Raw genomic sequence first — 22,510 nt, 5'->3', positions numbered from 1 at the left:
GGTTCAGCGAAAGGCCGGCAGCATGCGCTGCAGCAAGCCGTCGCGGTCGACGAAATGGTGCTTGAGGGCGGCGCCCAGATGGGCCAGGACCAGCAGGCCCAGGCCATAGGCCAGCAGCTTGTGGGCCAGTTTCAGGCTGTCGGCCAGTGCCTTGTCCGGGCTCACCAGGTCGGGCAGCGGCACGAGGCCGAACCAGACCACCGGGAAGCCGGCCGCCGAGCTGTAGGCCCAGCCGGCCAGGGGCACGGCGAAGAACAGGGCGTACAGCAGGCCATGGGTCCAGTGGGCGGCGCGGGCTTGCCACTCGGGCATGACCAGGTCGGCCGGCGGCTGGCGGTAGAGGCGCCACAGCAGGCGCAGGCCGGACAGCAGCAGGATGCTCACGCCGGCCCACTTGTGCCAGTTGTAGAGCTTGAGCCGGGCCGGCGAGAACGGCAGGCCGGTCATGTACAGGCCCACGCCGAAGGCGCCGACGATGGCCAGGGCCAGCAGCCAGTGCAGGACCATGGCCGGCAGGCTGTAGCGCTGCTCGGGGGCGATGGTGGCTGGCTGCGGCATGAGGCGGTCCGGGGTGGGTTGCGAATGGACCCAGTGTCGGCCGCCGCCGGGGCCCGGCGGTTCACCGGGCTTGATGCCATGGTTCAGATGATTTGAAGGTTGGCCCGCCTTCGGTCCCCCCCGTAATGGGCCAGCACCCGCGGATCCATGACCCGGAACCACAAGGGCGGCAGGTAGGCCAGCAGCAGCATGCCGGCATAGCCCATGGGCAGCTGCGGGCTGCTGTCGAAATGCCGCAGCAGCTGGTAGCGCCGGCCCGGGTGGGCATGGTGGTCGCTGTGGCGCTGCAGCTGGTAAAGGAACAGGTTGGACACCCTGTGGTCCGAGTTCCAGGAATGTTCGGGCCCGCAGCGCTGGACCCGGCCGTCGGCACCGCGGCTGCGCAGCAGGCCGTAGTGTTCGATGTAGTTGACGACCTCCAGCAGCGAGATGCCATAGGCCGCCTGGACCAGCAGGAAGGGCAGGACGGCGAGGCCCAGCCAGGCCACCAGACCGGCGTACAGCACCAGGCTCAGGGCCCAGGCCTGCAGGCATTGGCGGCGGTCCAGCTGCCAGGCCGAGCGCAGGCTGCCGAGCACGGTGCGGGGCAGGAAGGCCCAGAAGCTCTCGCCCAGCCGGGCGCTGGCCGGGTCTTCGCGGGTGGCGACGCGGCGATGGTGGCCGCGGTTGTGCTCGACGAAGAAATGGCCATAGGCCACCGGCGCCAGCGTCACCAGGGCCAGGGCCCGCTCCCAGCGAGGCTGCTTGTGGCCCAGCTCATGGGCCGTGTTGATCGCAATGCCATTGATGCCGCCGACGCTGAGCACCAGGCCCAGCCATTGCCAGCCGTCCAGCGGCAGCGTGGCCGCAATCCAGGCGCCGAGCCCGGTGGCGGCCAGCTGCGAGGGCACATAGGCGACCACGATGGCGCGGTACCAGACCGAGCCTGCCAGCTCGGCCGTGGCCGACTCGGGCGGATTGCCCTTGTCGAGCCCCAGCAGCGCATCCATGAGCGGCACGACGCCATACATGAACAGGCTCATCAGGAACAGCCACCGCGTCTGGCCGGACTCGATGAAGCGCAGCAGGTGCGAGGCGACCAGCAAGGGCAGGGCCGGCGACAGCAGCCACCACCAGCGCTTCGGATCCCGCCATCGACGTTCGTTCATGGCGGGCGACGATGCGCGAGCTGCGCACTGGCGTCAAGAGCGCCGGCCCGGGGGCAACTGTGCCAACGCGATCCGGCACCGCGGCCGTGCAACCGGGTTTACCCACTTGCCGCTGCCGGTAGCGGCTTTGATATTCGACTTGGCGCCCGGGCCGGCTCGACGGCACGGTGGCGCAAGCACGCAGAGAACGAACCAAGGAGACCGTGATGAGTGAGAAGAAAGACCTCGCACCGGCTTCGCGTCGGCGCTTTCTGAAACATGCCGCCACCGGCACCGCGGCGGCCGGCGCCCTGGCCGCGCCGATGATCTCGCGGGCCGAGACCGTCAACCTTCGCTTCCAGTCGACCTGGCCGGCCAAGGACATCTTCCACGAGTACGCCAACGACTTCGCCAAGAAGGTCAACGAGATGGCTGGCGGCCGGCTCAAGATCGAGGTGCTGCCCTCGGGCTCGGTCGTGCCGGCCTTCCAGCTTCTGGACGCGGTCAACAAGGGCACGCTGGATGGCGGTCATGGCGTGGTGGCCTACCACTACGGCAAGAACTCGGCGCTGGCCCTGTGGGGTTCGGGACCGGGCTTCGGCATGGACCCCAACATGCTGCTGTCCTGGCACTACTACGGCGGCGGCGAGGCCCTGCTGCAGGAGATCTACAAGGCCATCAACATGGATGTGATGTCCTACCTGTATGGCCCCATGCCGACCCAGCCCTACGGCTGGTTCAAGAAGCCGGTGGCCAACCTGGAGCAGATGAAGGGCATCAAGTTCCGCACCGTGGGTCTGGCGGTGGACCTCTACACCGAGCAGGGCGCGGCGGTGAACCCGCTGCCCGGTGCCGAGATCGTGCCGGCCCTGGACCGCGGCCTGATCGACGCAGCCGAGTTCAACAACGCCTCCAGCGACCGTTCGCTCGGCTTCCCTGACGTGGCCAAGAACTGCATGCTGCAGAGCTTCCACCAGAGCACCGAACAGTTCGAGATCCTGTTCAACAAGACCAAGTACAACGCGCTGCCGGCCGAGCTGAAGAAGATCATCGACTATGCGGTCCAGGCGGCCAGCGCCGACATGAGCTGGAAAGCCATCGAGCGCAACTCCAGCGACTATGCCGAGCTGAAGAAGGCCGGCGTGGCCTTTTACAAGACGCCGGACGCCATCCTGCGCAACCAGCTGGAGTCCTGGGACAAGGTGATCGCCAAGAAGTCGGCCGAGAACCCGCTGTTCAAGAAGGTGCTGGACAGCCAGCGCGCCTTCGCCCAGCGCGCCGGCCAGTGGCAGAACGACTATCTCGTTGATTTCAAGATGGCCTGGAACCACTATTTCGGCAGACGCGGCTGATGAGACCAAGGCCCGCTCCAGGCGGGCCTTGTTTCTTGATTCCATCGTTGGGGGGTCCGGATGACGGTACAGAAGCTTCTGCACACCGCCGATGGCATCAGCACCTGGGTGGGCAAGGCCTTCTCCTGGCTGATCGTCGCGCTGATGCTGCTGGTGGTGGCCGAGGTGTTCAAGCGCTATGCCCTGAACATGCCCACGGCCTGGGTGTTCGACGCCAGCAACATGCTCTACGGCACGCTGTTCATGATGGGCGGTGCCTACACCCTGGCCCATGACGGCCATGTGCGCGGCGACTTCCTCTACGGCAGCATGAAGCCGCGCACCCAGGCCTCGCTGGACTGCGTGCTGTACCTGCTGTTCTTCCTGCCCGGCGTGTGTGCACTGACCTGGAGCGGCTGGACCTATGCCGGCGAATCGCTGGCGATCCGCGAGCACACCTTCAACGCGACGCCGCTGCCGGTCTATCCGTTCAAGTACATCATCCCGCTGGCCGGCGCCATGGTGCTGATGCAGGGCCTGTCGGAGATCCTGCGCTGCGTGGTCTGCATCCGCAGCGGGCAGTGGCCGCCGCGGCTCAAGGATGCCGAGGAGATCGACGTGGTCGAGCAGCAGCTGTCGGCCAGCCAGCACGTCGATGCCGAGGCCGCGCGCGAGGCGATAGAGAAGGCCAAGGACATTGACGAGGCGGCGCGCCAGCGCCTGGGGGGCTGACATGAGCAATGCCGCGCTCGGCCTCACCATGCTGTGCCTGATCGTCGTCGTGATCATGCTGGGCTTCCCCACCGCCTTCACGCTGATGGGCCTCGGGATGATGTTCGGCTTCGTCGCCTTCTACGACCCTGGCACGGCCTGGTGGAACAACCATGTGTTCGACCTGATGGTGCAGCGTGCCTACGGGGCGATGAACAACGACACCCTGCTGTCGATTCCGCTGTTCGTCTTGATGGGCTACGTGATGGAGCGTGGCGCCCTGGTCGACAAGATGTTCCACAGCGTACAGCTGGCCTTCCGCCGCCTGCCCGGCTCGCTGGCCGTGACCACGCTGGTGATCTGCACCTTCTGGGGCATTGCCTCGGGCCTGGTGGGCGCCGTGGTGGTGCTGATGGGCGTGATCGCGATGCGGCCCATGCTCAACGCCGGCTACGACGTGCGCCTGGCTTCGGGCGTGATCACCGCCGGCGGCACGCTGGGCATCCTGATCCCGCCCTCGGTGATGATCATCGTCTACGCCGCGGTGGCCGGGCAGTCGGTGGTCAAGCTCTATGCGGCCGCCATGTTCCCGGGCTTCTTCCTGGCGTTTCTCTACCTGGTCTACGTGATCGGCTGGGCCCTGCTCAACCCCAAGGTCGCGCCGCAGCTGCCGATCGAGCAGCAGCGTGCGCCGATCTCGCCCTGGGTGGCACAGCTGGCGAGCGACTACTCGCCGCGCATGCTCGTGGCGCTCTTGAAGTCGCTGCTCGCACCAGGCCGCGCGCGCGCCGCGGGCATAGGCTACGGCCGGGTGGTCGCCAGCTTGTTGCGCGCCCTGGTGCCGGTCTGGCTGGCGCTCGTGTGCCTGGGCACGACCTGGTGGTACGTGACCATCTACACGCAGAAGGTCGAGTCCAATGCCCCGCCCGCGGTGACGGCCACGGTGGCCGAACCGCGCCCGGCCGGCGGCGGCCTGGCCGAGCCACCCGGCGCCTCGGGCGGTCTGCAGGAACCACCGGGCGCCCTGAAGGAGCCTCCCGGCAGCAGCGGCGTGCAGGAGCCTCCCGGTGCCGTGAAGGAGCCACCCGGTGCGGCCGCCGATACCGGCCTGCAGCGCATGGGCGAAGTGATCGACGTGCCCAAGCCCGAGTCGGTGCCCCAGGCCTTCTACACCGGCTTCGCCATCAGCTGCGCCCTGAGCCTGCTGCTGCTGGCCTGGTACTACTGGAAGTTCGACGCCGAGCAGTTCGAGATCCTGCGCATGCTCGTGTCCTCGGTGATGCCGCTGGGCATCCTGACGCTTGTGGTGCTGGGCGTGATCCTGTTCGGCATCACCACGGCCACCGAGTCGGCGGCGGTGGGCGCGGCCGGCGCCTTCCTGATGGCCTTCCAGGCCGGCACCCTGAATTTCCAGCGCATCAAGGAGGCGGTGTTCCTGACCGCCAAGACCACGGCCATGGTCTGCTGGCTGTTCGTCGGCTCGGCGCTGTTCTCGGCCGTGTTCGCCCTGCTCGGCGGCCAGGCCCTGGTCGAGCAATGGGTCTTGAAGCTGGACCTGACGCCGCTGCAGTTCATGCTGCTGTCGCAGGCCATCATCTTCGTGCTGGGCTGGCCGCTGGAATGGACCGAGATCATCGTGATCTTCGTGCCCATCTTCCTGCCGCTGCTGCAGCATTTCGGCATCGACCCGATGCTCTGGGGCACCCTGGTCTTCGTCAATCTGCAGGCGGCCTTCCTGAGCCCGCCGGTGGCGATGTCGGCCTTCTACCTGAAGGGTGTCAGCCCGCCGCATGTGACGCTGAACCAGATCTTCGCCGGCATGATGCCCTACATGCTGGTGGTGATCCTGTGCATGGTGATCATGTACGTGTGGCCCGGCATGACGCTGTGGCTGCCGGGCTATCTGTACGGCCGCTGAACGGAAACCCCCCGCTGTGAACGCCCGCCCCCCTTGAAGGGGGTGTGGCGGCGGCTGCCGGTCCGGCTTGGGGCTTGCCCCCATGGAATGGCGCCTGATTGAAGCTCCAATGCGCGCTCACATCAAGAATTAGGAGCGATCCGATGGAGAGAGGGATGAGGCGCATGGGCGTCGGCGTGGCCCTGGCCGCTTGCCTGATTGGGCTGGGCGGTTGCGGTGGCGGCGCCGGCAAGGATTCGGGCGGTGCAGCCCTGCCGGCATCAGACCTGGCGCCGCTGCAGGCGATCCAGGCCATCAATGTGGGCAGCACCGATCCGACCCATGCCGAGCCGGCGCTGCCCAGGCCCGGGACCACGCCCTGCGTCGTGACGCTGTACCAGGGACTGAGCTTCAACGACTTCAACCAGCGCGACTTCAGCTACCAGCCGCCCGCGCTCTGCCAGGGTGCCTGGGCCAAGGTGGTGCTGGAAGCGGACTACAGCGTCACGGCCGGCCGGCAGTTCGACCGCACGGCCCTGATCGGCCTGGGCGGCGTCAACCTCTACTACGGCACCACGCCCCAGCCCACGGCCAGCCTGGCGCGCAGCTGGAAGATCGAGCGCGACGTGACCGAGTTCGCCGCCCTGCTGCGCACGCCGCAGGCCGGGGCCGCGGTGCTGGACACCGTGGTCAACGCGACCTACACAGGCGTCTTCACCGGCAGCGCGCGGCTGCTGTTCTATCCGGCCGTGGCGGGCGAGCCCCTGCCTTCGCAGGCCGACCAGGTGCTGGCCTTCAGCGCCGGCGCCTCGGCGCGGCCGCTGGCCCAGCAGCGGCCCGAGGGCGGCTACACCCGCAGCTTCCGCTTTCCGCTGAACACCTCGCGGGTCTACCTGGACCTGATCGCCCAGGGCCAGTCGAGCAACGAGTACTGGTACGCCTGCGCGCCGACCGAGCTGGCCGCGGCGCTGGGCACTTGCGGCGACGGCGCCTACCGCGAGGTCCAGGTGCTGATCGATGACCAGCCCGCCGGCCTGGCGCCCATCTTCCCCTGGGTCTTCAGCGGCGGCCACAACCCGCGCTTGTGGCTGCAGACCACCGGCGTGCAGACCTTGCAGCTGCAGCCCTACCGGGTCGACCTGTCGCCTTTCGCGCCGCTGCTGGCCGATGGCGCCAACCATTCGGTGCGCATCAAGGTCTTGAACTCGCGGGCCTGGTTCAACCTGGTCGGCAGCCTGCTCGTCTATCGCGACGCCGGCGTCGAGCGGGTCACCGGCCAGCTGACCGAGAACAGCCTGAAGGACCTCAACGACCCGAGCAAGATCAGCAACCAGCTCAAGCTGCCCAGCGGCGCGGCGCCCAGCGGCCTGCTGCAGACCCTGGCCAGCCGCGACTACCGGATAGCCGGCTACCAGATCGGCTCACGTGGCCGCGAGCAAGTTACCGTGGCCCAACAGACCAGCTTCAGCAACCTGCAGACCTATTCGGCCACGCAGCTGGAAGTCGTCCAGCAGACGCGGGTCGAGGACCAGACCCTGGTGGAGCGCGGCGGCAAGACGCAGCGTGCGACGCGCAGCAGCAGCTATCCGTTCCGCCTGCTCTATGTGAGCGAGCCCCTGCTGCAGCGCATCGCCGTCGAGCAGCAGTTCCAGCGCAGCCAGTGGCTGCAGGACGAGCAGCGCCGCGTCTTCTTCAGCCAGGTCGAGAACGCGGTCACGGCCGACATCCGCGCCGAGGCGCCGGCGGCCGGTGCGAGCGCGGTCCAGACCCAGAGCACGGCCCAGCGCTTCGACTACTCGGACAGCGCCTTGAACTGCGCGTCGCGCCGCCTGCTCAGCAAGGACGGCAAGATGGTCGAGGCCAGGGAGTCCGCGCGCTGCGCCACGGCGCCCAGGCCCGCCTGGTACCTGGACCCGCTGGGCCTGCGCATGGACAACGAGTTGCTGCTCAGGCTGCCTTTGCCCTGAACTCGCCCTGCGGTCGCAGGCCCTCCAGCCTGAAGGTCTCGACCATGGAGGCCAGCCGCAGGGCCTGCTCCTGCAGGCTGGCGGCGGCTGCCGCGCTTTCCTCGACCAGGGCCGAGTTCTGCTGCGTCATCTGGTCCAGCTGGCTGACCGCGGCATTGATCTGGGCCAGGCTGTGGCTCTGCTCGCGCGAACTGGCGCTGACCTCGCTGAGCACGCTGGTGACCCGCTTGACGCTGTCCACCACCGCGCCCATGGTCGAGCCGGCGCGGCCCACCAGGCTGGAGCCGGCATCGACCTCGCTGACGCTCTGGCCTATCAGCGACTTGATCTCCTTGGCGGCCTCGGCGCTGCGCTGGGCCAGGGCCCGCACCTCGCCGGCCACCACGGCGAAGCCGCGGCCCTGTTCGCCGGCCCGCGCCGCTTCCACCGCGGCATTCAGGGCCAGGATATTGGTCTGGAAGGCAATGCCGTCGATCACGCCGATGATGTCGTTGATGCGGCCCGAGCTGGCGTGGATGCGGCCCATGGTGTCCACCACCTGACCGACCACCTGGCCGCCGTCCTGCGCCACATGGGCGGCATCGACCGCCAGCTGGTTGGCGGTGGCGGCCGAGTCCGAGGAGCTGCGCACCGTGCTGGTCAGCTGCTCCATGGTGCTCGCCGTCATCTGCAGGCTGCTGGCGGCCTGCTCGGTGCGCTGGCTGAGGTCCTGGTTGCCGACGGCGATCTCGCCGGCCGCCGACTTGATGTTCTCGGCGCTCTCGCGCACGTCCTGCACCAGGCTGCGCAGCGAGACCACCATGCGGTTGAGACCGCGCTGCAGGTCGCCGATCTCGTCGCCGCGGCTGGACTCCAGCTGCACCGACAGGTCGCCCGCGCCAATGCGCTCGGTGGCGTCCAGGGCCACGCGCAGCGGCGGGATGATGGAACGCACCATCAGCCAGGTGCTGACCAGCAGCATCAGCACCACGGCGCCCAGCAGCACGGCGGTGATCATCACGCTGGTCGCGCGGGCTGCCTTGGCAGCGGCGGCCAGGTCGACCGCCAGCCGGTGCTGCAGATCGACGTAGGCCTTCTGCGCCGCGAGGTAGCGGTCCAGCTCGGACCGCACGCCGCTGACCTGGGCACCCATGTCAGCGCCCGCGCCGCGCGCCTTGGCGGCGGCGCCGCGGGCATCGATGTAGACCTTGCGGGCCTGGGCGATGGCGGCGAGGCTCTGCTTCTCCTCGTCGCTGTCGGCCGCAGCCTCGATGCTCTTCTGCAGCTCCGAGATCCGGGCCGAGGTGGCGTCCATCTCGGGCTTGAGCGTCGCGGCCAGCCCGGCGTCGGCGCTCTGCAGTCCGGCCATGGTGCGGGCCGCATTGGCCTGGGTCAGGCCGGCCCATTGCAGCGAGATCTCCAGCTTCTCGCGCTGTTCGGCCTGTTCGCGCTGCTCTTCCTCCAGCGCCTTGCTGCTGCGCCAGCTGGTGACCAGGGTCAGCGCGACCAGGATGACGCCGGTCAGCAGGGTGGGCAGCCAGAGCCGGTTCGAAATGCTCAGGGTCTGGGGCATGTCGTCTCTCCTTGGGCGGCCTCTGCCGGGCCGGGTGGAGACGATTGAAGGCCCAGGCTTGCCCGATGTCAATCCGGCTGGGCGCATCCAGAACAAACAAGCCCGCAGGGCTGGCGCGCTGCGGGCTTGGTGAGGGCGGGGTGGGCCTGGATCAGGCTTGGCGCCACTGGGCCATCAGGCCGTCCCACTTGGCCTTGGCGGCCTTGGCATGGCGCTCCTTCACATGGCCGTAGCCGCGGATCTCCTCGGGGATCCGCGCGATCTCGGCCGCCAGCGCCAGGCGGTCGGCGGTCAGCTTGGCCAGCACCTCTTCGATGCTGGCGCGGTACTGCTGGATCAGGGCGCGCTCCATCTTGCGCTCCTCGGTGTAGCCGAAGATGTCGAGGGCCGTGCCGCGCAGGCCCTTCATCCTGGCCAGCAGCGAGAAGGCCGGACGCACCCAGCCGCCGAAGGCGCTCTTGACCAGGTGGCCCTGCGCGTCCTTCTTGGCCAGCAGCGGCGGAGCGAGGTGGTGGACGATCTTGAAGTCACCCTCGAACTGCGCCGCGATCTTGTCGGTGAAGCTCTTGTCGGTGTGCAGGCGAGCCACCTCGTACTCGTCCTTGTAGGCCATCAGCTTGAACAGATACTTGGCCACGGCCTCGGTCAGGCGGCTGCTGTTGAGCGGGCCTTCGGCCGCGCGCACCTTTTCGACGAAGGCCTTGTAGGTCTCGGCATAGGCGGCGTTCTGGTAGCCGGTCAGGAACTCGACGCGCTTGGCCACGATCTCGTCCACACCGGGCCGCTTGACGATGTTGATCACCTGCTTGGCGGCGAACAGGGCCTGCACGGCGGCCAGGTCCTGCACGCAGCGGCGGCCCCATTCGAAGGCGGCCTTGTTGTTGTCGATCTGCACGCCGTTGAGCTCGATGGCGCGCATCAGCGAGGCATAGCTCAGCGGGATGCGGCCCTTCTGCCAGGCATAGCCCAGCATCAGCGGGTTGGTGTACAGCGAATCGCCCAGCAGCTTGACCGACACCTCCTCGGCGTCGAACAGACCGAAGTGCTCCTTGCCCACGGCGGCGGCGATGGCGGCCTCGCAGGCGGCGCCCGGGAAGCTCCAGTTGGCGTCGTTCACCAGCGTCGCTGTCGGCGAGCCGTGGGTGTTCAGCGCCACGAAGGTGCGACCCTCGCGCATCACGGCCAGCGTGCTCTTGTTGGCGCCGACTATGGCGTCGCAGGCGATCACCAGCTGGGCCTCGGCCGTGCCGACCTTGGTGCAGTGGATGTCCTCGACCGCGTCGGCGATCTGGATGTGGCTCCAGGTCGCGCCGCCCTTCTGGGCGAGGCCGGCTGCGTCCTGGGTGATCACGCCCTTGCCTTCCAGGTGGGCCGCCATGCCGAGCAGCTGGCCGATGGTGATCACGCCGGTGCCGCCCACGCCGGCCACGACGATGCCGAAGGCCTCCCGGCTGCTCGGGATCACCGGCTGGGCCAGGGCGGGAAGGCTCGCGTCGAAGGGGCTGATGCGCTTGTCCTTCTTGGGCTTCTTCAGCTCGCCGCCCTCGATGGTGACGAAGCTGGGGCAGAAGCCCTTCACGCAGCTGTAGTCCTTGTTGCAGCTGTTCTGGTTGATCTGGCGCTTGCGGCCGAAATCGGTGTCCAGCGTCTCGACCGACAGGCAGTTGGACTGGATCGAGCAGTCGCCGCAGCCTTCGCAGACCAGCTCGTTGATGAAGGCGCGCTTGGCCGGGTCGACCAGCTTGCCGCGCTTGCGGCGGCGGCGCTTCTCGGTGGCGCAGGTCTGGTCGTAGATGATGACGCTGGTGCCCGGGATCTCGCGGAACTGGCGCTGGATCTCGTCCAGCTCGTCGCGGTGGTGCACGGTCACGCCGTAGGCCAGCGGCTTGCCGGCGTACTTCTCGGGCTCGTCGGTGACGATGACCAGCTTGGCCACGCCTTCCGAGACCAGGCTGTTCATGATCTGCGTGACGCTGTGACCCTCAGGGCGCTCGCCGACCTGCTGGCCGCCGGTCATGGCGACCGCGTCGTTGTAGAGCACCTTGTAGGTGATGTTGACGCCGGCCGCGATGCTCTGGCGGATCGCCAGGATGCCCGAGTGGAAGTAGGTGCCGTCGCCCAGGTTGGAGAAGATGTGCTTCTCGTCGGTGAACGGCGCCTGGCCGACCCAGGGCACGCCCTCGCCGCCCATCTGGGTGAAGGTGGCCGTGCTGCGGCCCGGCATCCAGGTGACCATGTAGTGGCAGCCGATGCCGCCGACGGCGCGCGAGCCTTCGGGCACGCGGGTCGAGGTGTTGTGCGGGCAGCCCGAGCAGAACCAGGGCGTGCGGTCGGCGCCGCCGGCGGTCTTTTCCTCGGCCTTGAGCGCGTTTTCCTTGGCGTCGATGATGGCCACGCGGGCATCCAACCTAGCCTGCACGTCGGCGTCCACGCCCAGCTTCTTCAGGCGCTTGGCAATGGCGCGGGCGATGATGGCCGGCGTCAGGTCGGCCTCGGGGCGCAGCAGCCAGTTCTTGGCCGGGTTGGGCACGTTCCATTCGCCGCCGGTGTTGTCGCCGGCGATCTCGTCGAACTTGCCCATCACATTGGGACGCACGTCCGGACGCCAGTTGTACAGCTCCTCCTTGAGCTGGTACTCGATCATCTGGCGCTTCTCCTCGACCACCAGGATCTCCTGCAGGCCCTGCGCGAAGTCGCGGGTGATGGTGGCTTCCAGCGGCCACACCACATTGACCTTGTGCAGGCGGATGCCGAGGCGGCGCAGCGTGTCGTCGTCCAGTCCCAGGTCATGCAGGGCCTGGCGGGTGTCGTTCCAGGCCTTGCCGCTGGCGATGATGCCGAAGCGGTCCTGCGGCGTGGACACGACGTTGTAGTTCAGCTTGTTGGCGCGCACATAGGCCAGGGCGGCGTACCACTTGTAATCCATCATCCGCGCTTCCTGGTCCAGCGGCGGATCCGGCCAGCGGATGTGCAGGCCGCCCGGCGGCATCTCGAAGTCCTCGGGCAGGATGATGTTGACCCGGTCCGGATCGACGCTGACCGAGGCCGAGGATTCGACGATTTCCTGAATGGTCTTCAGGCCCGACCACAGGCCGGAGAAGCGGCTCATGGCGAAGGCATGCAAGCCCATGTCCAGGATGTCCTGCACGCTGGACGGGAAGAACACCGGGAAACCCACGGCCTTGAACACGTGGTCGCTCTGGTGGGCGGCGGTGGAGCTCTTGGCGATGTGGTCATCGCCGGCCACGGCGATCACGCCGCCATGGCGCGAGGTGCCGGCCATATTGGCGTGCTTGAACACGTCGATGCAGCGGTCCACGCCCGGGCCCTTGCCGTACCAGATGCCGAACACGCCGTCGACCTTGGCCTTCTCCGGGAACAGGGCCAGCTGCTGCGTGCCCCAGACGGCCGTGGCGCCCAGTTCCTCGTTGACGCCGGGCTGGAACACGATGTTGTTCTTGGCCAGATGCTTCTTGGCCGCCATCAGCATCTGGTCGTAGCCGCCCAGCGGCGAGCCGCGGTAGCCCGAGATGAAGCCGGCGGTGTTGAGTCCGGCCATCGCATCGCGGGTGCGCTGCAGCATGGGCAGTCGCACCAGGGCCTGGACGCCGCTCATGAAGGCGCGGCCCGAGTCCAGGGCGTACTTGTCGTCCAGCGTGACCTTCTCGAGGGCACGCAGGATGTGTTCGGGCAGCGGGGCGTTCATCGGGTCGGGCTCCTATGGGGACGGGGCGCCTGCCGGGGTCGCTTGTGGCGGCCGGGCGGGGCCCGGATAGCGGCAGTATTCCGGATCCGCGAGTGTAGGGAAAGCGGGGCGCCGGGTGCTTTCTCATTTGCGCTCGGCAGCTTGCATCTAGGCAATAATCTTTCTCCAATCAATAGATCGAGATCAGATTGGTTTCCAAAACACGCAAATCAGGGCAAACCCTGGCCGCTGCTGCTGCGCCCGCGGAGGCCGAGGACGGCACGCTTGACCGCTATCACATCGCCATCCTGGGCGAGCTGCAGCGCGATGCCCGCCTGTCCAATGCCGAGCTGGCGGCGCGCATAGGCCTTTCCGCAGCCCCGACCTGGCGGCGCGTGCGCTGGCTAGAAGAGCAGGGCTACATCACCGGCTACCGCGCCGAGATCGACAGACGCAAGGTCGGCCTGGGCGTGCTGGCTTTCGTCAAGCTCGACGCCGACCGCAACAATGCGGCCGCCACCAAGGTGCTGGAAGAGGCGATACGCCGCCTGCCCGAGGTGATCGCCTGCCACTACATCTCGGGCGCCGGCACCTTCGAGTTGCAGGTGCTGGCGACCGACCTGGATGCCTTCAGCCGCTTCACGATCGACACCTTGCTGAACCTGCCTAACGTGAAAGATGTGCACACCAGCTTCTCCCTGGGCGAGGTCAAGGCCGGCGGCGGCCTGCCGCTGGCGCATCTGCAGCCGGCCAAGGGCGCCTGATCGGTTAGGCTAGCCGCCCATGGAGCGCCACGCCACCACGCCCCGCTGGACCGACCGCTTGTCGGAGCTGCTGTTCACCGGCGAGCGGGTGCAGCGCATCCGCCTGATCCAGGCCAGCCTGGCCCTGGTGCTGATGGCGGTCTGCGTGGCCATCATGCAGTACGCGGCCTGGGTCAACGGCCTGTCCAGCGCGCCGCTGGCCTGGTGGACCGGCCTGTCGCTGGGCGGCCTGCTCGGCGCCTATCTGCTGATTCGCAGCGGCTGGAGCAAGCGCCTCGCGGACCCCTCGCTGACCGTGCCGCAGATGGTCTACGCGATTGCCTGCGGCGCCGTCGGCTATGGCATGGCCGGCCCGCTGCGCGGCGCGGTGTTTCCCATCCTGATGACCATCCTGGTGTTCGGCATGTTCCAGCTGCGCGCCGGCACCACCTTGCGCATCAGCCTCTATGCGCTGGGCCTGTTCGGCCTGACCATGGCCTTCATGGCGCATTGGCGGCCGGCCCAGTACCCGCCGGCCGTCGAGCTGGGGCATTTCCTGATGCTGGTCTGCACGCTGCCGGCGGTGTCGGTGCTGGCCGGCCGCATCAGCCGCATCCGCCACCGCCTGGCCGAGCAGAAGTCGGAACTCGCCGAGGCCCTGGCCCAGATCCAGGCGCTGGCCACGCATGACGAGCTGACCGGCCTCCTGAACCGCCGCCACATGCAGACTCTGCTGGACCAGGAGGTGCAGCGTTGCCAACGCAGCGGCCAGAGCTTCTGTGTGGCCCTGCTGGACATCGACCATTTCAAGCGCGTCAACGACCGCCACGGCCACGGCACCGGCGACGCCGTGCTGCGCGGCTTTGCCGACGTGGCCCAGGCGGCGATACGCGCTTCCGACGTGCTGGCCCGCTGGGGCGGCGAGGAATTCGTGCTGCTGATGGCCGACTCGCGCATGCCGCCGGCCCTGGCTGGCGTCGAGCGGGTGCGCGAGCATGTGGAGGCGCTGCGTGTGCCGGCCGGCGAGGTGATGCTCAGCACCAGCGTCTCGGCCGGCTTGACCCAGCACCGCCCCGGTGAGACGCTGGCGCAGACGCTGGAGCGGGCCGACCGCCTGCTCTACCAGGCCAAGAGCGAAGGCCGCAACCGCGTGGTGATCGGATGACGAAGACCAAGCTCAAGCGCCGGGCCCTGCTGACGGCCCTGGTGATGCTGCCGCTGGTGGCGCAGGCCGCCGAGCCGCCGCAGGTGATGCTGCAAATCGAGCTGCGCTGGGTCGAGACCAGCCTCAGCGGCGCAGCGCTCGATGCCAGCAAGCGCGGCGCCGTGGTGGTGGGCACGGGCGGCTCGGTATCGCCGGCCGGCGGCAAGATCATTTCGACCCGGCCCGCTGATGCCGGCGTGTCGCCGGTTCAGCGCCTGCTGGTGCTCAACGGCCGTCAGGCCAGCGCCCTGGTCAACCAGCCGCGGCGCATGGAGATGCTGGACTGGGGCGTCGAGAGAGACCGCCGCGGCCAATGGCAGCCGCAAGCCCAGATGCGCTCGGTCTGGGTCGACCGCCAGACCGGTTTCCAGATCAAGCCCAGCTGGCCCGGCGGCTCGCAGCCGGTGCTGCTGGAACTGCGGGCCCTGCTGCCTCGCGGCGAGGCGGGCAGCGAGGAGTTGGTGACCACTCAGCTGATTCCGCTGGACCAGTGGGCGGTCGTGGCCCGCGAAGGCAGCAACCCTCAAGCCCCGGCTGCCGGCACCTACAGCAGCCGCGATGCCGAACCCCAGACCAGCCGCGAGCTGCAGCTGCGCATCGTCCGGGCGCCCTGATTCGGGTAATTGGTATTTGATTGGTAGTCGATTGGTGTTAGTCTCGGCCGGCCTTGTTGCCTGCCCGGAGACTGTCTGATGCGCCTGCTGACCGCTGCCCTTGCCGCCCTGAGCCTGGCCTCCACCGCGGTGCTGGCCGCGCCACCCTTGTTCGGCGCCGGCCCGCTGGCCTTCGAGAACAAGCCGGGCTCGCCGGTGGTGGGCGTCTATGTGCCGGGCTGGGAGGGCGTCGAGCAGCTGGACAAGATCAAGCCCGGCAGCCTCAGCCACATCCTTTATGCCTTCCTGCGGATCTGCGGACCCGGCCAGCTGGAGAAGGACGCCAAGACCTGTGCCGGCCGGCCCGAGTTCTCGCTGACCGATACCGAGCTGGAGCGCCGCTTCGATGCCGGCTTCGTCGCCTTGAAGAAGCGTCTGCCGGCGCTGCAGGTCGTGGCCTCGGTCGGTGGCTGGGGCGGCTCGGACCCGTTCTTCCACCTCGCCAACGACGCTGCCAAGCGCCAGGTCTTTGCCAAGGACGTGGTGCGCTTCCTGCGCGAGCATCCGGGCTTCGACGGCATAGACATCGACTGGGAGCATCCCGGCGGCAACGGCTCGGCCAACGGCGTGGCCCTGGGCTCGCCGGCCGATGGCCAGGGTTATGCCGACCTGATGGTCGACCTGCGCGCCGCCGTCGACCAGCTGGGCCGCGAGACCGGCCGCCGTTACCTGGTGACCACGGCCGTCAACAGCAGCTCCACCATCGTCGACCGGATCAAGTTCCGCCAGGCCGCGCCGGCCCTGGACCTGGTCTTCATGATGACGTACGACTTCTTCGGCCCCTGGACCGACACCGCCGGCCACCATGCGGCGCTGAAGAGTGCCCGCAAGACCGATGACAGCGTCGAGCGTTCGGTCGCCAATCTCGTGAAGGCCGGCGTGCCGCGCGCCAAGCTGGTGGCCGGTGTGGCCATGTATGGCCGCGGCTTTGCTGGCGTGACGAGCAAGCAAGGGCATGGCGCGGCCAAGACCGGCAACTACCCGGACAACGGCGATGGCTCCACCGTCTACCGCGAGCTGCGTGCCGACCGGCTCGATGCCCAGGGCCGCGGCCTCAATGGCTGGGTGGTCCAGCACGACAAGCAGGCTGCTGCCTTCAGCCTCTACCAGCCCGAGCAGAAGCTCTGGATCAGCTACGACGATCCGCGGGCCGTGCTTGAGAAGGGCCGCTATGCCCGCCGTGCCGGCCTGGCCGGCGTGTTCGCCTGGGAGCTCTCGCAGGACCATGAGGGCGAGCTGCTCAATGCGATGAACCTCGGCGTCGGCAAGAAACCCCGCTGAGCTCGACGGGGTCAGACCGTGCCTGCCGCGCCACGGCGGGCGGGCCGCTTTCTTGACCCCGGCCCCTGATTGGAGGCTAATCCTCCCGTCGTGCGCCAGGCAACGGCGCATGCTGCTGCACAGCCGAGGCCTGTCAGAGCCCGGCAAGGAGGCGTCGTGACGTCCAAGGACTTCCGCATCCTCAGCCTCGACGGCGGGGGAACGTTCTGTCTCGCGCAGGCCCGGGCCCTGGCCGAACTCTTCGGCGCCGATACGCCGGGCCACCAAGTCCTCTCCCATTTCAAGCTCGCCGCCGGCACCTCGGGCGGCTCCTTCGTGCTGGGCGCACTGGCCAACAACCGCAGCCCGGCCGACATCGTCCGCAAGTTCGACGACGAGTCCAACCGCAAGCGCTTCTTCAGCAAGCTGCCGGTGTGGAAGCGCTGGACCTCGGTGCTCAGCGCCGGCCGCCTGGGCACGCGCTACGACGTGAAGAGCAAGAAGGCCTTCATCACCGAGACCCTGGGCGAGACCGGCGGCAAGTCGCTTGCCGAGCTGGGGCGCAACGCCCAGCTGCCGGCCCTGCTGATCGTCGGCTACGACTACCAGTTCGACCGCGCCAAGCTGCTGCGCAGCCGACCCGACAGCCCGGCCGCCAACTTCCCGCGCGACGACGGCCGCACCACCCTGGCCGAGGCGGTGGACCTGTCCACCCATGCGCCGGTGAACTGGTTCGACGGCGTCTCCAAGCCGGCCGGCAGCCGCACGCCGGGCTACTGGGACGGCGCACTCACCGGCTTCAACAACCCGGTGCAGCTGGCCGTCAGCGAGGCCATAGGCAATGGCGTGCCGCGCGAGTCCATAGGCGTGCTGTCCATAGGCACGGGTCATTGCATGCTGCTGCCGCACGCAGACCCGGCGGACGAGGCCTACAAGGTCGAACTCAAGAGCTCCAGCCTCTTGAACGACCTGACCAAGGTGGCGCGCGCCATCATCGCCGAGCCGCCGGATGCGGACAGCTACCTGGCCCACCTTTCGCTGACCGGCGCCGTGCCGACCGCCGAGGGCCAGACCCTGGACTCGCCAGTGATCCGTTGCAGCCCGCTGATCCATCCCCTGCACGCCCCGGGGCAGTGGGGGCCTCCGCCGGGCTTTGCTTCGGCCGTCGAGTTCAGGCGCCTGGTCAAGATGGACATCTCGGCCACGGCCGATGCCGACGTGGCCTTGATCAGCCGCCTGATCGACAACTGGATCGCCGGCCGCAGCCAGAACCAGCCGCTGCGACGGGCCGGCGACTACTTCCGGCTGGAAGGCGGCCATTGGAACGAGGCACGCTGCTGCGAGATCGGCCACCCGCGCTTTGCCGATGCCAAGGCCGCCTGGCTGCGCATGTGCGCGTCCTCCCCGACCCCGCTGCAGGACGACGAGGCATGGGCAAGCTGAAGGTCCTGGTCGTCAACTGCTATTCCGACAACAACCGCGGGGCGCGTGGCAATCCCTTCTTCGTTCCGCAGTCGATTGCGGCGCTGTCGCTGGCCGGCGCTTTCTCGAACGAGCATTGCGAGCTGCGCGTGGCCTGCGAGTTCCGCAGCGGGCCCTTCGAGGACCTGAAGGCCCTGGCCTGGCCGCAGCTGCTGGTGCTGACCGGGCTGAACGCGGCGCTGGACCGGATGAAGCAGCTCTGCGCCTATGCCAAGACCCTCAACCCGGGCGTGACCGTGGTCGTCGGCGGGCCGCTGGCGCGCGTGCTGCCGCGCTACTGCAGCCGCTTCTTCGACGTGGTCCTGGACGGCGATGCCGAAGCCCTGGCCGAGCTGGCGGCCAGTCTCTACGGGCCCGAGCATCGTGCCGAGCCGGTACGGCCGCGCTACGAGCTGGCGCCGAGCTGGCATCCGGTCGGCTACGCCGAGGCCAGCCGCAACTGCAACTTCGCCTGCGACTTCTGCTCGATGACGGCCGAGGGCCGGCCCCACCAGACCCTGCCGCTCGAGCATGTGCGGGCCCAGCTGGAGCGCCTGCAGGGCAAGCAATGCGTGATGTTCCTGGACCAGAACTTCTTCGCCGGTCCGCGGCAGCATTTGCAGGAGCGGCTGGACCTGCTGGCCGAGTTCCACGACGCCGGCCGGATCGGCGGCTGGGCGGCCCTGGTGACCTCGGACTTCTTCGCCAAGCCCGAATGGATGGACAAGGCCAGGGCCAGCGGCTGCATAGGGTTCTTCAGCGGCGTCGAATCTCTGGATGACGATCAATTGCGGAGTTATGCCAAGAAGCAGAACCTGCAGCTGCCGGGCACCGAGCGCATGCGCCGCTGCCTGGCGGCCGGCATGACCTTTCACTACGGCCTGATCTACGACCCCTTGCAGCGCCGGGCCCGGGCCCTGCGCGACGAGGTCGAGGCGATCGCCGCCGATCCCACGCTGACCCTGCCCAGCTTCGTCAGCCTGGCCATCCCGCTGCTGGGTACGCCCATGTTCAGGCGCCAGCTCGAGCAGGGCGTGTTGCTGCCGGGCCTGAAGCTGCGCGACATGGACGGTCGTTCGCTGCTGACTCAAAGCCTGGATGGGCCTGACGAGCTGATGCCGCTGCTGGCCGAGATGGACCACTGCCTGGTCTCGCCGGCCCAGGCGCGCCGCCATGCCTTCGGCCTGTGGCGGCACTACCGCAAGATCCTGCCGCGACGGGCCCTGGTGTCGGCCCTGAGCGCCGATGTCGGCTGCCTGTTGCGCCGCTTCTCAACGGCCACGCGCGACGCCCACCTCGGCGCCTCGGCGACGCGCCGCAGCCACTTTGGGCCGAGCGAAAGGCTGGGCACGCTGTACCAGCCTCGCATCGCTCTCGCCGAGTCCTATCGTGGCCATTTCGAGGCCACCGCGGTCACCGATGGGGCCGGCGAACTCCATCCCGACCTGTGGTCCGACCTGGGCAATCGGCCGGCCGTGCTGCAGCCGGTTCAGCTGCTCACCGAGGTCCGGCGTCCGCCGGCACTGCTGCGAGACTAGGGCCCGACATGAGCGGCAACCCGCTTAATAGCCTTGGCCGGGCCTTGCGCTTCGGTCTGCTGGCCCTGTTGCTGGCGGCCTTGCAGGCCTCGGCGGCCGACCTGCAGAAGCTGTCGGCCTGGCCGCCGGCCGCCGGCCGCGAGCCGGCGCTGGAGCAGGCGCTGCTGCGCCAGCTGTCGGCCTCGCGTTGGTGCGATGGCGGCCAGCTCCAGGCCCTGCTGCAGGATCGCTCGGTGCAACTGTTCCGGCTCGAAGCGCCAGCCAGCGCCACCGGACCTTCGCTGCTGGTGGACGAGGATCCGATCGTCGAGCTGTTCGCCCTGGCCTACCGCGATGACCGCGGCTGTGCCCGGCTCAAGGTCGGCGGGCGCACCCAGCCCAATCCGCCGGGCAGCCTGATCAGCCCCTGGGCCCACCATGACCTGCAGGGCCGCGAGGCGGCCTCGCCGTTGCTGGTGCTGATACAGGATGCCAAGGCGGTGCGCGCCTGGGTGGAGCTGATGCCGCGCGAGGAATTCCAGCGCCGCACCGGCCAGCATTGGATGGCCATGGCCGGCTTCGTCGGCATGCTGCTCCTGATCCCCTTCCTCAGCCTGCAGCTGGGGGTGATGGGCGAGGGCCGACTCTCGCTGGCCTATGCCTTCTACGTCGCCACGTTGCTGTTCTGGTCGCTTCAGAACTTCGGTCTGGGCCAGCAATGGTTGTCGTTCTGGCCGGCCTCGGCCTGGTTCCCGGAGCTGCACGGCCTGTCGGTCAGCCTGCTGACCCTGGGCATAGGCGTGGCCACGCTGGCGGCCTTGCAGCTGCGTGGCCGCGAGCGCCTGGCCCTGGCCGTGCCCGTCGCCGCCGTGGCCCTGCTGTTCGGCGTGGCCTACAAGTTCGAGGGCCTGTACCGCTACTCGGCCCTGGCCCTGGTGCTGCTGGCCGGCGCCGTGATCTCCATGCTGCTGCGCCGGCTGCGCGCCAGGCACAGCGTCGACCCCTGGTTCCTGGCCGGCCTGGGCGCCAACATGCTGGGCGGCGGGATCCAGTCGCTGACCATCGTGCTGCCCGACACGGCCTTGCGCGGCTTCGGCGGCTATGCCTTTGCCGTCGGCAATCTGGTCCATGCCATGGCCTGGGTGACGGCGGTGCAGCGCCGCCATGCGCGCGACCGAGAGGCGCAGCGCCTGCAGCTCGAATTCGACGCCACCCATGATCCGGTCACCCGCCTGCCCAACCGCCAATGGCTGGACGGCCGGCTGCAGCAGAGCATCGACGAGATCGCCTCGGCGCCCCTGCTCAGCCACGGCGGCCTGTTCGTGGACCTGGACCGCTTCAAGCAGATCAACGACACCCTGGGCCATTCCAAGGGCGACGAGCTGCTGTGCCTGCTGTCGGCCCGGCTGGCCGATCTGTTCGGCGACCATGGCACGGTGACCCGCTTCGGTGGCGACGAGTACTTCGTCGTGGTCCACGAGGCCTGCGGCGAAGCGGAGCTGGCCCTGCTGGGCAGCGACGTGCTGCGCCGTCTGCAGGAGCCCATCCTGCTCGATGGCCGCACGCTGCGCATCTCGGCCAGCATTGGCATGGTGGTCATAGGCGAGCAGTACCGCATTCCCGAAGACGTGATCCGCGATGCCGACCTGGCCCTGCACCGCGCCAAGCACCGCGGCCGGGCCCGCTTCGAGATCTTCGAGCCGGCCATGCGCAAGGCGGCGGACGAGCGCTTCCGCATCGAGTCCGACATGCGCGGCGCGATCGAGCGCCAGGAGTTCAAGCCCTTCTTCCAGCCCATCATCCAGCTCGAGGGCATGAGCCACGCCGGCTTCGAGGCGCTGGTGCGCTGGGAGCATGGAAAGCAGGGCTTCATCGGACCGGGCGACTTCATCCCGGTGGCCGAGGAGAACGGCCTGATCTGCGAGATCGGCCTGCAGGTGATGGAGGGCAGCATGCGCCAGGTGGCGGAATGGCGGCGAGCCGGCCTGTGGCGCGAGGGCTGGTATGTCAGCGTCAACGTCTCGGGCGTGCAGCTGCGCGATGCCAACCTGGTCGAGCGCTTTGCCGAACTGCGCAGCCTGCTGGGTCTGAGATCCGGCGACATCCGCATCGAGGTCACCGAGAGCTCGGTGATCGCCAACCAGGACGTGGCCTTCGGCCTGCTGCCGCGGCTCAAGGAGCAGGGCTTCCTGCTGTGCATGGACGACTTCGGCACCGGCTATTCCTCGCTCAGCTACCTCAGCGAGCTGCCCTTCGACGTGCTCAAGATCGACCGTTCCTTCATCACCGACCTGTGCAAGCGGCGCGAGCTGTCGGCCCTGGTCACCACGGTGATCAACCTGGCCGACACCATGGGCATGCTGGTGGTGGCCGAGGGCATCGAGGAGAAGGACCAGTGCGAGGCCCTGCACGGCCTGCACTGCGGCTACGGCCAGGGCTATCTGTTCTCGCGGCCCATGAATGCCGAGCAGGCCACGCGCTGGCTGGAAGCCGCCAGCGCCCGCAGCCATCCGGCGGCGGCCTGAGGCGACCCTAGAATCCGCGCTCGTTCAATGAGCGTCACCAGACGGGCAAACAGCCCGCAGACCGGCGCCGACGAGGCGGAGAGAGCCATGGAGAAACGCAGGCTGTACAAGCCGCAGGACCGCCTCTTTGGCGGCGTGTGTGAAGGCATTGCCAACTGGCTCGGCTGGAATGTCGGGACGGTGCGCTTGCTGATGGTCCTCCTGATCGCATCCGGCACAGGCACGCTGATCTATTTCCTGTTCTGGGCCTTCATGCCGGAAGAGCCGAGCAAGCCCTTCGACGTGAACGACTACAAGCGCTCGTGAGTACCGGTCGGCC

Annotated in this window: 16 protein-coding genes; 12 read left to right on the top strand and 4 right to left on the bottom strand. The window is 68.4% G+C overall.

The features are described 5' to 3' along the window. Positions 1–3: 3 nt before the first annotated feature. Positions 4–558, bottom strand: a complete 555-nt coding sequence (locus QT382_RS18585) for a cytochrome b (protein ID WP_289255612.1) — start codon at positions 556–558, stop codon at positions 4–6. Positions 559–641: 83 nt separating this feature from the next. Further along, entirely contained in the window at positions 642–1,706 is a 1,065-nt protein-coding gene (locus QT382_RS18580) for an alkane 1-monooxygenase (protein WP_289255611.1), read from the bottom strand. Positions 1,707–1,912: 206 nt separating this feature from the next. Here QT382_RS18580 and QT382_RS18575 point away from each other — a divergent pair, with 206 nt between their 5' ends. The 4 genes from QT382_RS18575 (at position 1,913) to QT382_RS18560 (ending at position 7,591) form a co-directional block, all read left to right on the top strand. Further along, the gene (locus tag QT382_RS18575; RefSeq protein ID WP_289255610.1) at positions 1,913–3,037 is read left to right on the top strand and encodes a TRAP transporter substrate-binding protein; all 1,125 of its coding nucleotides are present in this window, start codon (positions 1,913–1,915) and stop codon (positions 3,035–3,037) included. 60 nt (positions 3,038–3,097) lie between these two features. Next, positions 3,098–3,748: a TRAP transporter small permease subunit gene (locus QT382_RS18570; RefSeq protein WP_289255609.1), complete on the top strand. Its 651-nt coding sequence runs from the start codon at positions 3,098–3,100 to the stop codon at positions 3,746–3,748. Between the two features lies 1 nt (position 3,749). After that, positions 3,750–5,645: a TRAP transporter large permease gene (locus QT382_RS18565; RefSeq protein WP_289255608.1), complete on the top strand. Its 1,896-nt coding sequence runs from the start codon at positions 3,750–3,752 to the stop codon at positions 5,643–5,645. A gap of 143 nt (positions 5,646–5,788) precedes the next feature. Then, complete coding sequence (locus QT382_RS18560) at positions 5,789–7,591, top strand: peptide-N4-asparagine amidase (protein WP_289255607.1); 1,803 nt, start codon at positions 5,789–5,791, stop codon at positions 7,589–7,591. On the opposite strand, the gene QT382_RS18555 is transcribed toward QT382_RS18560, so the two are convergent. Beyond that, positions 7,572–9,143, bottom strand: a complete 1,572-nt coding sequence (locus QT382_RS18555) for a methyl-accepting chemotaxis protein (protein ID WP_289255606.1) — start codon at positions 9,141–9,143, stop codon at positions 7,572–7,574. The genes QT382_RS18560 and QT382_RS18555 overlap by 20 nt on opposite strands. A 151-nt stretch (positions 9,144–9,294) precedes the next feature. Next, the gene (locus QT382_RS18550; protein ID WP_289255605.1) at positions 9,295–12,849 is read right to left on the bottom strand and encodes an indolepyruvate ferredoxin oxidoreductase family protein; all 3,555 of its coding nucleotides are present in this window, start codon (positions 12,847–12,849) and stop codon (positions 9,295–9,297) included. Between the two features lie 221 nt (positions 12,850–13,070). On the opposite strand from QT382_RS18550, the gene QT382_RS18545 reads away from it, so the two are divergent. From QT382_RS18545 to QT382_RS18510, 8 genes are all read left to right on the top strand, one after another. Beyond that, a complete protein-coding gene (locus QT382_RS18545) occupies positions 13,071–13,592 on the top strand; it encodes an Lrp/AsnC family transcriptional regulator (protein WP_289256077.1) in 522 nt (173 codons plus the stop codon). A gap of 19 nt (positions 13,593–13,611) precedes the next feature. Then, the gene (locus QT382_RS18540; RefSeq protein ID WP_289255604.1) at positions 13,612–14,736 is read left to right on the top strand and encodes a diguanylate cyclase; all 1,125 of its coding nucleotides are present in this window, start codon (positions 13,612–13,614) and stop codon (positions 14,734–14,736) included. Continuing rightward, positions 14,733–15,389 (top strand): hypothetical protein, encoded by a 657-nt coding sequence (locus QT382_RS18535; RefSeq protein WP_289255603.1) that lies wholly within the window; start codon positions 14,733–14,735, stop codon positions 15,387–15,389. Before QT382_RS18540 ends, QT382_RS18535 begins: the two co-directional genes overlap by 4 nt. Before the next feature lie 78 nt (positions 15,390–15,467). Further along, entirely contained in the window at positions 15,468–16,709 is a 1,242-nt protein-coding gene (locus tag QT382_RS18530; RefSeq protein WP_289255602.1) for a glycoside hydrolase family 18 protein, read from the top strand. 156 nt (positions 16,710–16,865) lie between these two features. Further along, positions 16,866–18,131, top strand: coding sequence for a patatin-like phospholipase family protein (locus tag QT382_RS18525; protein WP_289255601.1), 1,266 nt, complete (start codon positions 16,866–16,868; stop codon positions 18,129–18,131). Further along, complete coding sequence (locus tag QT382_RS18520) at positions 18,119–19,687, top strand: B12-binding domain-containing radical SAM protein (protein WP_289255600.1); 1,569 nt, start codon at positions 18,119–18,121, stop codon at positions 19,685–19,687. The genes QT382_RS18525 and QT382_RS18520 overlap by 13 nt, the downstream gene beginning before the upstream one ends. An 8-nt stretch (positions 19,688–19,695) precedes the next feature. Then, on the top strand, positions 19,696–22,191 hold the full coding sequence (locus QT382_RS18515; protein ID WP_289255599.1) for a putative bifunctional diguanylate cyclase/phosphodiesterase: 2,496 nt from the start codon (positions 19,696–19,698) through the stop codon (positions 22,189–22,191). Between the two features lie 27 nt (positions 22,192–22,218). Next, positions 22,219–22,497, top strand: coding sequence for a PspC domain-containing protein (locus tag QT382_RS18510; protein ID WP_289255598.1), 279 nt, complete (start codon positions 22,219–22,221; stop codon positions 22,495–22,497). Positions 22,498–22,510: the final 13 nt, after the last annotated feature.

It is taken from the genome of Pelomonas sp. SE-A7 (assembly GCF_030345705.1).
GTDB lineage: Bacteria > Pseudomonadota > Gammaproteobacteria > Burkholderiales > Burkholderiaceae_C > JAUASW01.
Note: the sequence above shows the minus strand (reverse complement) of the source record. Positions and strands in the feature narration are given on the sequence as shown.